Below are 15809 nucleotides of genomic sequence, written 5' to 3'. Positions count from 1 at the left end.
AAAATGTCAAATTTTGAGTTGTCGGATTCCCAGAGCTACATACCTGAAAAGTCTGCTACCCTGCCAAGTAGCCCAGCAGGTGAGTTTATTGTGCAATTTTGGGGTGTACGGGGTTTGATTCCTACCCCAGACACCAGCACCAACCGCTATGGTGGTAATACTGCTTGTGTAGAAATATATGTAGGTGGAAAACGCCTGATTTTTGACGGCGGTACTGGCTTACGCATACTAGGTAAAACTTGGCAAGAACTACAACAGCCAATACAAGCCCATTTATTTTTTACCAACTGTCAATCAAATCGGATTCAAGGGTTTCCCTTTTTTGCTCCTGCATTTATTGGAGAAAATTGCTTTCATATTTACGGCACAGCTGCTTCAAATGGAGCCTCAATCAAACAATGTTTGTACGATCAGATGCTCCAGCCCCACTTTCCTTATCCTTTACAGGTAATGCAGTCGGAATTGCAGTTTTACAATCTCATTCCAGACAGTGATGTAAAGCTAGATGATGTAATCATTACAACCGCATTAATCAATCAAACTCAGCGCTCAGTTGGCTACCGAGTTAGTTGGCAAGATTATAGTGTTGCCTACGTCACAGATTTGCACCAGAATGCCGAGCAAGTGGAGCGAGAGCGGATTTTAGAGTTTATTAAAGGCGTTGATTTATTGATTGCCAATGCCACTTACACTCCCCCTACGTCTCACAACCATGACTCTGCTGATTTACTCTGGCAAGCTGCGGTGAATGCAGCTCTGAATGCTGGTGTGCAACGGCTAGCTATTTCTCATCATCACCCAGATGACCATGATGATTTTCTTGATCGGGTTCAAGTCGATATTAAATCTGCCTTTCCTGAAGCATTATTAGCCCATGAAGGTCTAGTATTAGCTGTTGGGAAGTGATTTAGGCTCTATTGGCAAAATGGAAATTTACCCCAGCTTTAAGCGAATGGAATTCGCTGCTACACAGGTAAAGTCCGCCTTCGCGGACTAAGAAAAAATTAAGGGTTTGAAACCCACGGAGGTGGGTTTTGTTTGTGTAGAAGCGGTTTCTAACCGCCCTTTTAACTATTTCTCCTACGAAGCATTTTGCAACTCGGCTGTACGGATTGAAAGCTGCTGTGTCTGATTACCTCGTTGCACTTTCACCTGTAATACTTGACCAAGACGACTGTCTTCCACAACGTTCTGCAATTGTTCAGCGCTGGTAATAGCTTTACCATCAACTTGCAGAATTACATCCCCGCGCCGGATACCAGCAGATGCAGCTGGAGAATTGGGAACTACTCGCATGACAAAAACACCATTAATTTCTGGTATTTGAATAGGAGAGTTGGGATCGGTGTTATTTTGCTTGGCCAGATCGGGTGTTAAAGTTAGCATTTGCACGCCTAAATAGGGGTGAGCAACTTTGCCATCACGTTGCAGTTGCGCTGCGATCGCTTTCGCTTTATCAATAGGAATGGCAAACCCAATACCCATCGCGTCGGGACGAATCGCTGTGTTAATGCCAATCACTTCACCTTGGCCATTTAATAGCGGCCCGCCAGAGTTACCTGGGTTAATGGCGGCATCGGTTTGAATGAAGTCTAAGCGTTTGTCGCTAATGCCAACTTGGGCGCTGGAACGTTTGAGAGTACTGACAATTCCCAAAGTAACGGTGTTATCAAATCCTAAAGGATTACCAACTGCGATCGCCCAATCTCCGACTTGGACATTAGTGGAAGAACCCAAGGGTGCGACTGGTAAATCGTTACCAGCGTTAATCTTGACTACTGCCAAATCTGTAACTTCATCAATACCTTGAACTTTTCCTTCAAAGGTGCGACCATCTTTGAGTCGGACTGTTACCTTATCAGCCTTATCGACTACATGAGCGTTAGTCATAACTAAGCCGCTCTTGTCAATAATGAAACCTGAGCCTAAACCGCGTAACTGCTCAGAAGGCGGCATTTGTTGGGAGAAACCGTCACCAAAAAACCGACGGAAAAATGGGTCTTCCATAAATGGATCAACGCGACGAGTAATTGTTCGCTCAGTATCAATGCGAACAACTGCTGAACCAACCCGATTCACTGCTGCTGTGACAAAGCTAGTAGTACCGATCGCAGCTGTGGCTGGTGATTGTCGTTGGGCAATCAGTTGTGAAGTATCTCCATCTCTTACTTGGGGTGCGGGTTCGGCTTGGGAGGGCAAAACCTGCAATGTACTAACCGTTAGCACAACTCCAAGCGCGATCGCTAAAACATAACTACTGAGTTGACGTATGGATCTGGGTAATTTGGGAAATCGCATAATCACAATCTAATTTATAAGCTTAATTGTTGCTTAGTCGTGAAAAATCTATTTACAGTTATTTTTACTTCAGGTTTCCCCTGCTCTTCCCAATACTGTGGTTAGGGCATTTTACGAGTTACCTATAATCAAGTTAATGGAAAATTTAACCCAAAAGCTATTATGGACATTCACCCTTTACAAGTTCGGTTTTTACCCATCAATAAAACTTTTGGATTGCTAATAAAACTAGAAGTTTCAAAGTAGTGACACCGATAAAATGAGATGTGGGACACCCATACTCACTTTTGGTTCAAAACCCGATCAGATGATGAACTAACTTTTGAATAAAATTTCATTCCGACTGATTGCACCTAGCTGGGGTAAAGAGTTGATTGCTGAGTGGGGAATCAGGGCAGTAGGAACGGTTAGAGGTAGTTGTAACTGTTTGACAACACTTTGTAGTAGTTGGTCTTGTCCAGTCCGCAAACCCCAAAGATTTGTCCCACGGTTGATAATAGCAAACCAAACCAAACCGCGATCGCGTGTGGGCATCACTCCCGCTAAAGCACTCACATCCCGGAGAGTGCCAGTTTTGATCACAGTAGCAAGAGGAATGTGTCTGCTGTGTACTGTTCCTCGGTGATCAAACCCAGACATGGGGAATAAGTCACTCAGATTTAGCTGATGGGCAGATGCCTCACTTTGAATAGCCATAAACATCGCACAAACAGCCCTGGGGGAAATGCGATTTTCGGGGCCTAGTCCAGAACCATTAATTAACTGAATTTCCACTTGTGGGACTCTCGCAAGGTTAGCAGCAGTGGATTGGACTACAGCTGCTCCTCCCACTGAATCTGCTAGCATCTCTGCCATATCGTTGTTACTGTAAACATTCATTTCCTTGATTAGTTGCTTCAAGGGTAAGGAACGATGACGCAGTAACAAAGTTTGTTGAGGGTTTGGTTGTGCCTCAACTTTCACCGTACCCGAAATGACTACTTGAGGCTTGGGCGTTCCCTTAGCCATAATTGAGTGTGTGTAAATAGCAGGGCGGCCCCAAGTTGCACGATTTAGTGTTTGCTTGAGCATCATACCCGCCAGCATCGACTGCCGTTGGAAATTCATGGCAAAAGTGCCATTAATGATTAAATTTCCCTTTATCTGCTTGATACCCATTTTATTAAGAGTATTACCAAGAGCGATCGCTTCTTCCCAAACAAACAAAGGATCGCCACCACCTGTAATCACCAAATCGCCCTGCACAACTCCATTTACCACTGGCCCGGTGATACTCACCAAAGTATCAAATTGGTAATCTGGGCCCCAAGTTTTCAAAGCAACTAGGGAAGTGGCAATTTTGGTTAAAGAGGCAGCAGGGAGAGGTGTCGTACCTTGGTGATTTGCCATCAGCATTGGCCCCGACTGCATCCAAATGCCCTGACTCTCAGCCAGATTTTGCGCCACCACTTTTGATGTGATGAGCTTTTTCAGATATTCCTGCACCGTAGTTGCCCCAGTTGGATTGGGATCGGGGGCAAGAACTAAGCCAGGACTACTTTGCCAAGTTAAAGCATCTAAGGCATCTAGAGGCTTGATTTGTACCCCGGCCATTTCCAGCCAGAGTGACACCAAACCTGAACCCAATAATTCCAGCATATTTTATTCCTCTATATGTGTTTAGGATGTTCTATATTATTTCCTGTGCTAATATACACGCTTTTTTAAGCAGATCAGCATTGAGTCACAATAACTGGTGCATTGTACATCTGAAAGTAAGGTGAATCACATGATTTTCGTGATACTTTTTACAAAAAAAGACTGACTTTAAGAGCCATGTCTCTTGAAAGCCAGTATAAAGGAGGCAAAGCGAATTGACTCTTCATATTTCATCATTTTTTATTAAAAAATTGATAATAATTTAGATACATTGTAAATTTCTCTTCAATACCTCTTTCAAAGTCATCTTAAAGCAGACATATCAGTAAGTTAAATTATGAAGATATAAAAACCAACATTTTTTTCGTTTATCTAGCCTGAAATAGAACTGTGAAGATAGCAATCCTATCTGATATTGTGAAAATTATTTACGCCAACTTACTTAGATGTGAAGTGTCTGTCCGCAGCCTAACACAAAGAATGCATAGACACTTACTACTGAAAAAAGGACATTGGATTAGTGAGAAATTTGTTGCGATTGCCTGCGTTATCATGTCACTTTCATAGAATCAAATCTTTAGCGATCCAAAAGATATTAAACTGGCAATAAGTCTGTGAAGCCTGTCAAAAATATTGGGATGTGGGTGGAAAAATCCACCCCTAAACTCTACTTTCTTTCTGGGTGTGCTGTATCTTCTGATGAAGTATTACCCATTTGGTTAATTGTGGCAATCATCTGATACAAACGCCCCAAGTCGCGTTGATTAAAGTACAAAATTAGGCGGGGTAGTTCAACCGTTTCATCTTGTGCTTCTTGAGGTAATGCCTGACTTTTTTCAATCCGTCCTTTAACAATAATGTCACTGAAATCAGCATTGAGTTGCTCTACAAGATAGTCTGATATATCTGTCTTCAGGCGGATGACTAATTGATTGCCTACATATCTACAGGAGTGATAAACCTGGTAGAAACGAGTAATAGCGTCACAAGCCACATCCAGGTTGTCTGTCACCGTGTAAAGGCTGGGGTCTTCAGGACTGACAAGACCATTTTGCACTAATTGCTTATCAATATATTCACTCCAAGACTGCCAGTAATCACCACCGGGGTGGTCAATTAAAACTAGAGGTACTGGACCAAACTTACCATTCTGGCTTAATGTCATACATTCAAAAGCTTCATCTTGAGTGCCAAAACCTCCCGGAAATAAGGCTACAGCATCACTTTCTTTAAGGAGAAAAAGCTTGCGAGTAAAGAAATATTTGAAATTAATTAGCTTGGGATCGCCCTCTATAAAAGGGTTTGCTTCTTGTTCAAAGGGTAATTGAATATTTAATCCAAAGGAATTTTCTCGTCCAGCACCTTCGTGACCCGCCTGCATGATTCCACCACCACCGCCGGTCATCACCATAAATCCTAATTGAGAAACAGCGCGAGCAAACTTAACGGCCATTTGGTACTCTGGCGTATCTGGCGCTAGACGAGCAGAACCGAAGATGGTGACTTTGCGAACGTGTCGGTAATCATAAAAAAGCTGGAAACCGCGTTCCATATCTGCTAACGCAGCCGACAATATTTTCCAATCGAGACGCTCAATTTCGGTATCAGCTAGACGAACAATAGTAGTAAGTGCTTGCTGAATAAGCTGCCGATTTTTTAATGTCGGTAAACGAGCGATCAATTCAGCGATATCCGCCTGTAAAGACTCTAATGTGTCAAACGACGCAGATGAAGTCATGAGAACTGCCGCAACAATGGCATTATATTCTACGTGAATGACTTACACTCTAGCAAGCGGGATATAGCCCCCTGAATATCAATATCCATTAGCATCTGAATAATTTAAAAATGACAGAGATGCTGAGGACGCAAAGGACATAAATAAAGATGTCACCACGTCCCCTCAGTTCAACCCCAGTTCTTCTTTCAATGCCTCCGGGACATTAACTGCTGTCTTTAATCCCCGCACACCTTCCCATTGCTGTTTTCTACCCCAAGTCATTTTTTCCATATTGGCATCGCTGAGGTCTGCACCACTGAGAATGGCGTAACTTAGGTTACTGTGGCTGAGATTTGCGCCATTGAGAATCGCACCACTCAGGTTACTGCCACTGAGGTTAGCGCTGTTAAGGTTGGCATAGCTGAAGTCTGTACCGAAAAGGATCGCGTCGGTGAGATCGGCACCACTGAGGTCGGCTTCGCTGAGAATTACCCCACTGAGGTCAGCTTCGTTGAGGCTTACCCGACTCAGGTCTACACCGCTAAGGTCTGCGCCTAGGAACATAGCACCGTTAAGTTTGGCATTGTTTAGTTTGGCACCATTAAGTTTGGCATAGCTAAGGTCAGCAGCCATGAGGATGGCATCACTAAGGTTGGTGCTGAAAAGAATTGTGTCGCTGAGGTTAGTACCGTTGAGGATGGCATGACTCAAATCAGCACCACTGAGGTCAGCGCGGCAGAGGTCAGCATGATTAAGGTTGACGTTGCTGAGGTTGGCTTCACTTAAATTGGCACCAAAAAGGATGGCGTTGCTGAGGTCGGCGCGGTTGAGGTTGGTGCTGCTGAGGTCGGCGCGGCTGAGGTCAGCGTGGCTAAGATTGGTACTGCTAAGGTTGGTACTGCTAAGGTCGGCGCGATTTAGGTCGGCGCGGCTAAGGTTGGCACAGCTAAGGTTAGTACCACTAAGGTTAGTGCTGCTGAGATCAGCACCACTGAGGTTAGCACCACTGAGGTTAGCCCCACTGAGGTTGGCATCGCCGAAGTTGGCACCGCTAAGGTTAGCACCTATGAAGTTTACGCCAGTTAGGTTGGCATCGCCGAGATAAGCAAGGCTGAGGTCAGCACCGCTAAAGTCTGCCCCGGTGAGGTTGGCATCGCCCAAATAAGCACTACGAAAGTTACCACCTTTGAGGAATTGCCCGACTATACTGCTAAAGTTGCCAATGTCTATGGCATCGCTATAGTTAATGATCCGCAGCAGTTGGGATGTGAAAAAATTGTCTGTATCTGGTTGGGCTGATGGATAGAAGGTAATTTTTTCTTTGAGTTCATCTTGCTCTTGGGCGTAGCGGTGTAACTCTAACAGTAAAATCAGTACGTTCAATCCTGTATAGATGTCTACTTGTCTCAGCCCGATCGCAATATTTTGAGTTGCTAGCTTTAATTTTGTTTTCTGAGGCAGGTTATCATCTGGTGTGGCATCAATAAATTTTCCCTGACACCAGCGACGATAAAAATCTTCTAGCCGCAAGAAAAGCACTTCTGGGTGAATCTTTTGACTAGTCACAACCAATTCCATTATTTGGTTGACTATTTCTAATTTCAGCGCTCCATTGCCCAGTAAATCATAAATTTCTTCATGCATCTGGCGATTGCACACTCTCAGGCATAACTCTGATAGTAGCGGGCCCGATATGCGATCGCCTATCTTATAAGTCAAATTGCTCTTTGATATTGTCCATTTTTCTAAGCTTTCTTGCAGTCTTTGAAACCATAAATCTTCCTGTAAATTACCTTGAGCAAATTTAGCGCTTTTGTTTACTTTAATACTTTTTCCAAAAGATAAACCGACTTTAGTTTCCACCGATGTGGTCTTTGGCATCTCTTGTAAGCTTATATCTCTCACATAATTTCTCAGCAGTTGCCAAACTTGAGATAAATATGTTGACATTTCTGTGTCCGTTGTTACATTTAAATTGCTGTTTTGATAATCTGGAACTAAATTTTTTTTTCTGTTACTTTGTTTATCATTGCCAAAAATAAATAGTATCAATAAATACTACACGAAAAATATCATGCGTTGTCCATATCTATGATGGGCTACACTGACGGCGTTTTTGGGAGTGGCTTCTCGCTAACCCGTAGTCAGATCAAGCCTCTTCTCTTGATGCAAATAAGTGTGATCGGAAAAATTCTTTCAAAAATCAAGTAATTTTCCGAGTTTGGTTGATTTGTTATACTTTTTTCCCCCAGATATTTACTAGTGTGATGTAAAAATAATACTTACTGATCGTAATAGACGCAATTGTTAGGAAAAATCCATCTGTACAACAGCGTGAACATTGCGGAAAAATGGCAACTAAAATTGAAGTCTAAACTTTACTGCTTTAGATAAAGCAGCTGAAAGAATTAGCTAAAAGCAGGCTACATAACTTTGCAAAAGTTAAAAATTAACTACCTAATCGTTATTGGGGGATTGATGCGATGAACAACAGATTAACTTTTTATATGATTTTGTTACATGGTTTATTTTTAGGAATAACAACAGCTAACGCCAAATCACCATTTGTCAATGGAATTGCTCCAGATTTTTCAGCGAACCATAAAGCTGTGGGGGTTATAAAAGGCGTAGTTACAGCCAGTAATCTGTTAACGGCAGAAACATCTTCAACTAAAATCTCAGCATTATCGCTAAATAATATCAATATTTCTCAGAAACAGAGGCTACCTTCAGGGCAAGTTTGGGTGGTTAATCAAAATAAACACGCACAGCCTAAACCGTTTATTTGGGTAGTAAAAGATTCTAAAAAAGCAGGACAGCAACCATTTTTGCAAGTTGCAAAACCCGTAGAAAAGCCTAAGCCTGCCAAAACACCAGCAGCAAAGGATGATTTAGAGGTTTTTGATGAAGTAGTGAAAGGTACCCAAAAGTCAGGGGGGCTATTCACTCTTTATCGCAATAAAGAAAAGAATAAAATTTATCTAGAAATTAAACCAGAGCAACTCAATAAAAATTACCTCGCTACGGCAACCCTAGAATCGGGCATTGGCGAACGGGGTATTTACAGTGGTATGCCTCTACAAGATTTTTTGTTTTATTTCCAACGGGTAGATGATAAATTAAACTTTGTCATCCGCAATGTCAATTTTCGCACTCGTGAGGGAGATCCTCAAGTGCGATCGCTGGCCCGGTCTTTTAGTGATTCTGTACTCTACAGCATCTCCATAAAAAGCATTCATCCCCAACGCAAAACTCTTCTCATCGATTTGGGCGATTTATTACTGACAGATTTAGGTGGATTATCTGCAAGTTTAGGAGTCCCAGCAACCACAGACCAGTCTTATTTTGGTAATGCTAAAGCTTTTCCTCAAAACTTAGAAATTGAGTCAGTTTTAAATTTCTCTGGTAGCAGCGATCGTGACAGTGAAACACCAAGTTTTGGCTCTTTAGCTGATAATCGTGGCTATACCTTGCGCGTCCACTATAGTCTCTCCCAGCTACCTGAAAAAGATTATCGACCGCGCCTTGCTGACGATCGCGTTGGCTATTTCATCACCGCCTACCAAGATTTATCCAAAGACGATCGCGGCGATTCTTTTGTCCGTTACATAAATCGCTGGGATTTAGAAAAACAAGACCCAAAAGCATTAATTTCTCGCCCCAAAAAACCGATTGTCTTCTGGATTGATAACGCTGTGCCCTTAGAGTACCGCGATGCGATGAAAGAAGGTATCCTCATGTGGAACAAAGCCTTTCTCAAAGCGGGATTCAAAGATGCAATTGAAGTCCGCCAAATGCCAGATAATGCAACATGGGACCCAGCAGATATTCGTTACAACACAATTCGCTGGATTAACACAGTTGATGGTTATTTTGCAATGGGGCCATCCCGCGTTAATCCCTTGACTGGAGAAATTTTAGATGCAGACATTCTCGTAGATGCCAGCTTTGTCCGGGCACTTAAAAATGAGTATCGCAAAATTGTCCAACCCAGCCAAACACAAAGCCAAACGACCTTATCAGCTTTGATGCAAAATCGTCTACTTTGCGCCAATGGTTTAGATGGCAAAAACAATGCTGTACCCAAGCAGATGCCAGGGCAACAAGAGTTGTTGAACCGTTTATCTAAAATGGCAGGCGAGTACGATTTATGCTATGGAATGGAAGCTGCTAACCAGTTTGCCCTTGGTTCCCTGGCGATGTCACTATTGCCAGATACTATGGCCACTCCAGATCAGGTGAAAGAATATATCAATCAATATTTACGTTTAATCATCGCTCACGAAGTTGGACATACTCTTGGTTTACGTCATAACTTTCGTGGTAGTACTCTGCTAGCACCAGAGGAAATGAATAATACGGAAATTACCAAAAATAAAGGTCTGACAACTTCCGTAATGGACTACATTCCCCCAAATATTGCCCCCCAAGGGACAAAACAGGGAGATTATTTTCCTAGTATGGTAGGGCCTTATGATGAATGGGCGATTAAGTACGGCTATATTCCAATTAAGACATCAACTCCCATAGCAGAAAAGCCAATTTTGGAGGAAATTGCCGCCCAATCCTATAAGCCAGAGTTGAGTTATTCTACAGATGAAGATGTCTATGACCTTGACCCAACTGCTGATGCTTGGGATAACAGTGGAAATGTGCTGCTTTATTCTCAGTGGCAGTTGAATAATTCGCGGGTGATGTGGGAACGTCTCGATAAGCGTTATCCATTAGCTGGTGATAGTTACAGCGATGTCAGCGAACGCTTTAGTACAGTATTGGGTAACTATTTTCAACAAATATATTACACCACTAAATATATAGGCGGACAGTCTTTTTATCGCATTCACCCTAGCGAAATCCCCTCTGGAGTTGGGCAACACCGATTACCATTTGAACCAGTACCAGTTCAAGAACAACGACAAGCTTTAGAAACCTTGCAAAAATATTTGTTTGCAGAAGATGCCCTGAACTTTTCACCAGAACTGTTGAATAAATTAGCACCTTCTCGTTGGCGACATTGGGGTAGTTCTCCCCAAGTTGGTCGTTTGGATTTTCCTATTCATGACTTGGTGCTGCTCATGCAGGGTTCTGTATTGCGAGATTTACTCTCAGGCGATCGCCTCTCTCGCCTCAAGGATATTGAACTTAAAACTAAGGCAGAAAATGCACTGACTCTACCGGAACTATTTGACACTTTGCAATCAGGTATCTGGACAGAAGTAATCAAACCAAAAGGTAAACCAATGAAGATTGCCAGTTTACGGCGAGGCTTACAGCGCCAATACCTGGACATTTTGACTAATATGGTGTTGCGAAAAGAATATGTCCCAGAAGATGCTCGGACTCTGGCTTGGTATAAACTCAAACAACTAGATGAGAAACTCAAGGGAGTTAATTCTGAGGATGAATACACCAAAGCGCATTTATTAGAAACACGCGATCGCATCGAGAAAGTCTTGAATGCACCGTTACAAGCGAATTAAAAAAGTAGAGACGCGATTAATCGCGTCTCTACAGGAGTTGATAGTAAAGTTCTTAACTCCTCTTTTTGTTTCCAAATTTTGGCAAAATATCAGCGATCGCTACCTTTTTATCTTGACGTAAGGCATCTCTAAGTACAGACTGTAGTATCACCTCAGTAACTCCAGGCTGACTATTAATCTGCTTAATTGTCACCTGTGTCTGATTCAGGTGACTGGCATCATCAACTGTACCGGGAGGCAGAGGTTGACGATCATCGCGATCGCTCCAGGCTGTTAAAGTTAGGTGAGCAACAGGTCTAGCAATGACTGTCAGGGCAATAGTGGTAATTGCCACAAAGACAAGCAGGATAATCTTTAGCCTATTTTTTAACAATTTACTCCGGTAGAAACGCTGCATAAATTGGATTGAGAGGGCAAAATAGAAAACATGACGATTGAATCCGATTCCTCTAATCCACCAACCCCAAAACCAGTTCCCGAAAACGACTTGCAACCGGATGACTTTGACGGTAGTTCAACTGAGAAAAACCTAACCTCAGAAGTACTAGCGGCGATTGGGTCTTTACAATCTCCGCAACATACAATTGCTCTCAAACAAGCCCGTTCTGACTTCAAGCAACCCATCACCAATCAATTCACAGTTAAGCCCAGGGCATTGCTAATTACTCTAATAGCGATCGCCATCACCTTCATCGGAATTATCCTTAATAACTGGATCGTTGGCATTATCGGAACGCTGATAAGTTTGCTGTTATCCCTAGCGATATTATTGCCTTGGTTTCAAGAAGTTTTAAAGGAGTGGTTTTCACCTGAAGAACGCACCCTGTTTGTGGCCTTTTTGGGATTATTAGTAGCCATCATCGGCTTGATCCGGTTCACAGGTGTAGGCGATCGCTTGCTTGCTTTAGGACGCAAAATTAACTGGGATATTGCTGGAACCCTAGCAGATTGGTTTGGCGCTTTGGGACAAATTCTTATCGCCATCATTGCCGTTTATGTAGCTTGGCGACAGTATGTTATTTCCAAAGACTTGACAATTCAGCAAAACCTGCTCACAGTTCAGCAAAATATTATTACCCAGCAACAGACAATTGATTCCTATTTCCAAGGCGTTTCAGACTTGGTATTAGATGAAGAAGGGCTATTAGAAGATTGGCCCCAAGAAAGAGCGATCGCGGAAGGACGCACGGCGGCAATTTTAAGTAGTGTTGATGGTAGTGGGAAAGCGAAAATTCTCCGTTTTCTCTCACGTTCTAAGTTATTGTCACCCCTAAAACGCGATCGCTTATTAGGTCGAGCCATTCTCGATGGGACTGGCGGATATGCAGAAGACCGCCTTGAAGGTTTGCGTGTCATTGATTTAGGCGTAATGCTAGCCGCAGCCGACCTTTCTGGCACTGATTTACGTTGGACTGACCTCAGCGAAGCTAATCTTGTCCGTGCTAATTTGATCGGTTGTGACTTAGTAAAAGCCAACCTCTCCCGCACAATTTTGTATAGTGCTAATCTCACTGGTGCCGACATCAACGGTATTCGTCTATTCTACGGTGTAGTAGATAAAGCATCACCTCGTAGTCGCACCGAACCACCAGATTATGAAACTGGCGAACAAACTGGTGCTGTGGTAGAAAATGCAGATTTCACCGATGTGCAACGGATGTCTGAGTCTGTGCGTTGCTACTGTTGCGCTTGGGGTGGCGAAAAAACTAGAGCTACTATTCCTGGTGGTTGTGAAGGTATTCCTAATAAGTTGGGAAGATAGTTATAAAAAATTAGTTAGCCGCATTAAATATCTGCTGTGCAGTTAAATTTAATTGGGGAAAAGTAGGTGATGAAATCGTGGTGTTACCTTGAAACGGTGTCATTTGATATTCATCATCAATTAATTGGCATACAAAAATAGTCGGTTGTTTAGGATTGCCGATAAACTTTCTTGCACCCAATGCAGCATAATCAACAATCCAATATTCGGGAATTCCCATTTCTTCATAGTCTCTAAGTTTATTGTAGTAATCATCTCGCCAGTCACTTGAAACAACTTCAATAACTATTGGAACCGATGCTGCTTGGCTTATTGTTGACTGTTTTTGAAAAAGCGGTTCCTTGTCGAGATTATCAAGATTTAGCAGCAACACATCAGGTGAATAAGCAGATTCGGCAGAAGGAGTTTGGATAAATGCATTTTTGGGTATAGTGTACGGAAGATTCATGCGATCAAACTCGACAGTTAGCTTATGGGCTATAAATCCTACAACTTTTTCATGCGAACCGGTTGGGGGTGGCATTTCAACAATTACTCCTTTGTGCAATTCATAGCGTTTACTGTCATTGGGATACCATTCAATAAATTCATTGAAACTGAGTAATTTGGGCAACGCTTGAGTCATAATCTTACCTCCATATATGATGTTTTACATTTGAGAAAAAACAAGAGATTTTATGACATCCTTGAGCAGCGAAATATAAGCCTTTCAGAAATTTGTACTAGGGGCTTTGCTTCCTCCTGAATTATAGGAATTTTTTCATCATAATATTTGTTATACACCCCAATAATTCTCGCCTTCAGGTAGGGTAAGAATTTCAACGCCATCTTCAGTTACAGCTAAGGTATGCTCGCATTGAGCAGATAGTTTGCGATCGCGCGTTACCGCAGTCCACTTATCGCTGAGAACTTCGACTTCGTAAGTCCCCTCATTAATCATTGGCTCAATAGTAAAAACCATCCCTGGTCTGAGGCGCTTGCCCTTACCGCGAGTGCCATAATGGGGAACATCCGGCGCAGTGTGGAATATGTTACTGATACCGTGTCCAACAAAATCTCGCACTACAGAAAAGCCTTGTCCTTCAGCATACTCTTGAATTGCTGCACCAATATCGCCAATCCGTCCCCCAGGTTTAACTTCAGCAATCCCCAGGCGCAAACACTCCTCTGTCACCTCTACCAGCTTTCTGGTTTTAGCCGAAGGTGTACCAACAAAGAATGTCTTGGATGTATCGCCGTGATACCCTTCAACAATGGGCGTTACATCAATATTAATAATGTCACCATCTTTGAGAATCTGCTTGGCGTTAGGAATGCCATGACAGATTACCTCATTGACACTGGTACAAATCGATTTTGGATAACCCTTATAGCCAAGAGGTGCGCTTTTTGCTCCGTGCGCCTGTGTCCAGCGTTCGGCTTCATCATTTAGTTCTAGAGTGCTAACCCCTGGCTTTACAAACGGTTCGAGATGCTGGAGAAGCTTGGCTGCTAAACGCCCAGCTTGACGCATTTTCTCTATTTCTCGTTGGGATAAAATAACAATTAGTTCCGTTTTCATTAACTTTTATCTAGACAAATTTACATAAACATAGTGAACCCTGTCTGTGCGGCCCTTTGTGCAGCATCAGCAACCTTTAAAGTATATAAACTCTCCTCTGGGGTAACGTACAAAGGAGTGCCATCAAAAAGATGGTCTAACACCATACCTGTGTCTTTAGCGAACAAACCCCGACGAGGGCCAACCTCTATAGATGTTGTTTCCCCTGGCTGGATGAAAATTCCTGTGTCGCCATCAAAAACTAAACCACCTTTTTCACCGTGAACTTCAAACTTGCGTTCTGATTGCCAAATACTTTCGCCTTTGCCATAGACTACTTGGGCTAAAAGTCCACTGTTAAAACAGAGTTCGCTAGTACAAAAACAGGTTTGGTAGTATTCCGGTTCTGTTTCCCAATATCGCTGGTGACAGTTAACAGTAAACACTGTACCAAATAAATCGATGAGACGATGTAGGCGAGACAGCGCTCCAATTAAGGGAAAACCGAACAACTCGTGGTTATAAGTCCATTTACGGGGTGCAGGATTTTGGGGATTGATGGTGCTGTAGCGAGCATAAAATACTTCACCAATTTTGCCTAAGTTTTTCTTCAAGGCTTGATGCAAACCACCTAAAAGTTCTAGGTGTTCCACGTGCAGGAGTTTTTGTTGTGTTTTGGCTAGGGCGATTAACTCCTCAGCTTCGACTATATCCAACGAAAGAGGATACTCTATAATTACGTGTTTGCCGTTGCTAAGTGCTGCATGAGTGATCGCACCATGATCTCGATTAACAGTGCAAATCACTACTAGGTCTACATCTTCACGCTCTACTAGCTCTTGCCAAGAACTAAATGCTTTAATCTGGTACTCTCTGACAAAGGCTTCTGTTTTTTCTGCGGTATGACCAACAACTGCGATTAACTGCGATCGTTCATCATGGAGCAATGCTTCAGCCCGGAACTTTGCCGCATACCCAGTACCTACCAAACCTACACGCACTCTTGCTTTTTCCAAAGCTGCTCCTGAATTGTACACGATCATTTTATATAAAAACTTGGCACAAACTCATTATGTAACCTGCTTAAAAATCGGTTTTTGTTAGTCTTGAAATTTTCGGAGTTGTTGCAGGAAGTTTCTTGATTTTAAACAACCTCTCAAGTTTCTTGATTGTCTTGACAAAAGTCCGATTTTATGGGTAAAAAGCTTTGTTGCAAATTTAAATAACATCAAATTTAATCATGTTTTCTTAGCTAGAGCATAGTTTTTTATTATCACAGCTCAACTAGGGCAGTAAATACATAAAGAAAACTTATCGGGATTAAGCAACTAAATTTCATTACTAATCGGGTTCAATTTCGAGTTACATAGT

Annotated in this window: 11 protein-coding genes; 3 read left to right on the top strand and 8 right to left on the bottom strand. The window is 42.5% G+C overall.

Annotated elements, in window-relative coordinates; all coding sequences use genetic code 11:
• The first annotated feature begins 3 nt into the window (after positions 1-3).
• On the top strand, positions 4-906 hold the full coding sequence (locus tag FBB35_RS24415; RefSeq protein ID WP_174711805.1) for an MBL fold metallo-hydrolase: 903 nt from the start codon (positions 4-6) through the stop codon (positions 904-906).
• A 174-nt stretch (positions 907-1080) separates the two neighbouring features.
• On the opposite strand, the gene FBB35_RS24410 is transcribed toward FBB35_RS24415, so the two are convergent.
• The 4 genes from FBB35_RS24410 to FBB35_RS24395 form a co-directional block, all read right to left on the bottom strand.
• On the bottom strand, positions 1081-2298 hold the full coding sequence (locus FBB35_RS24410) for an HhoA/HhoB/HtrA family serine endopeptidase (protein ID WP_174711804.1): 1218 nt from the start codon (positions 2296-2298) through the stop codon (positions 1081-1083).
• 315 nt (positions 2299-2613) lie between these two features.
• Positions 2614-3936, bottom strand: a complete 1323-nt coding sequence (locus tag FBB35_RS24405; RefSeq protein WP_174711803.1) for a D-alanyl-D-alanine carboxypeptidase — start codon at positions 3934-3936, stop codon at positions 2614-2616.
• Positions 3937-4603: 667 nt separating this feature from the next.
• Positions 4604-5674: an LOG family protein gene (locus tag FBB35_RS24400; RefSeq protein WP_174711802.1), complete on the bottom strand. Its 1071-nt coding sequence runs from the start codon at positions 5672-5674 to the stop codon at positions 4604-4606.
• A 165-nt stretch (positions 5675-5839) separates the two neighbouring features.
• Entirely contained in the window at positions 5840-7606 is a 1767-nt protein-coding gene (locus tag FBB35_RS24395) for a pentapeptide repeat-containing protein (protein ID WP_174711801.1), read from the bottom strand.
• Positions 7607-8139: 533 nt separating this feature from the next.
• On the opposite strand from FBB35_RS24395, the gene FBB35_RS24390 reads away from it, so the two are divergent.
• Positions 8140-11136, top strand: a complete 2997-nt coding sequence (locus FBB35_RS24390) for a zinc-dependent metalloprotease (protein ID WP_174711800.1) — start codon at positions 8140-8142, stop codon at positions 11134-11136.
• A 52-nt stretch (positions 11137-11188) separates the two neighbouring features.
• On the opposite strand, the gene FBB35_RS24385 is transcribed toward FBB35_RS24390, so the two are convergent.
• Positions 11189-11470 carry a hypothetical protein gene (locus tag FBB35_RS24385; RefSeq protein ID WP_174711799.1) on the bottom strand — a complete coding sequence of 94 codons (282 nt, stop codon included), beginning with the start codon at positions 11468-11470 and terminating at the stop codon, positions 11189-11191.
• 93 nt (positions 11471-11563) lie between these two features.
• Here FBB35_RS24385 and FBB35_RS24380 point away from each other — a divergent pair, with 93 nt between their 5' ends.
• The gene (locus tag FBB35_RS24380) at positions 11564-12898 is read left to right on the top strand and encodes a pentapeptide repeat-containing protein (RefSeq protein ID WP_174711798.1); all 1335 of its coding nucleotides are present in this window, start codon (positions 11564-11566) and stop codon (positions 12896-12898) included.
• A gap of 10 nt (positions 12899-12908) precedes the next feature.
• On the opposite strand, the gene FBB35_RS24375 is transcribed toward FBB35_RS24380, so the two are convergent.
• The 3 genes from FBB35_RS24375 to FBB35_RS24365 all read right to left on the bottom strand — a co-directional run bounded on the left by FBB35_RS24375 (position 12909) and on the right by FBB35_RS24365 (position 15481).
• Complete coding sequence (locus FBB35_RS24375; protein WP_174711797.1) at positions 12909-13523, bottom strand: Uma2 family endonuclease; 615 nt, start codon at positions 13521-13523, stop codon at positions 12909-12911.
• 150 nt (positions 13524-13673) lie between these two features.
• Complete coding sequence (gene map, locus FBB35_RS24370; RefSeq protein WP_174711796.1) at positions 13674-14459, bottom strand: type I methionyl aminopeptidase; 786 nt, start codon at positions 14457-14459, stop codon at positions 13674-13676.
• A 20-nt stretch (positions 14460-14479) separates the two neighbouring features.
• Positions 14480-15481: a Gfo/Idh/MocA family protein gene (locus FBB35_RS24365; RefSeq protein WP_174711795.1), complete on the bottom strand. Its 1002-nt coding sequence runs from the start codon at positions 15479-15481 to the stop codon at positions 14480-14482.
• Positions 15482-15809: the final 328 nt, after the last annotated feature.

This window comes from Nostoc sp. TCL240-02, from assembly GCF_013343235.1.
Classification (GTDB): domain Bacteria; phylum Cyanobacteriota; class Cyanobacteriia; order Cyanobacteriales; family Nostocaceae; genus Nostoc.
This window is presented reverse-complemented; position numbering and strand designations above follow the sequence as displayed.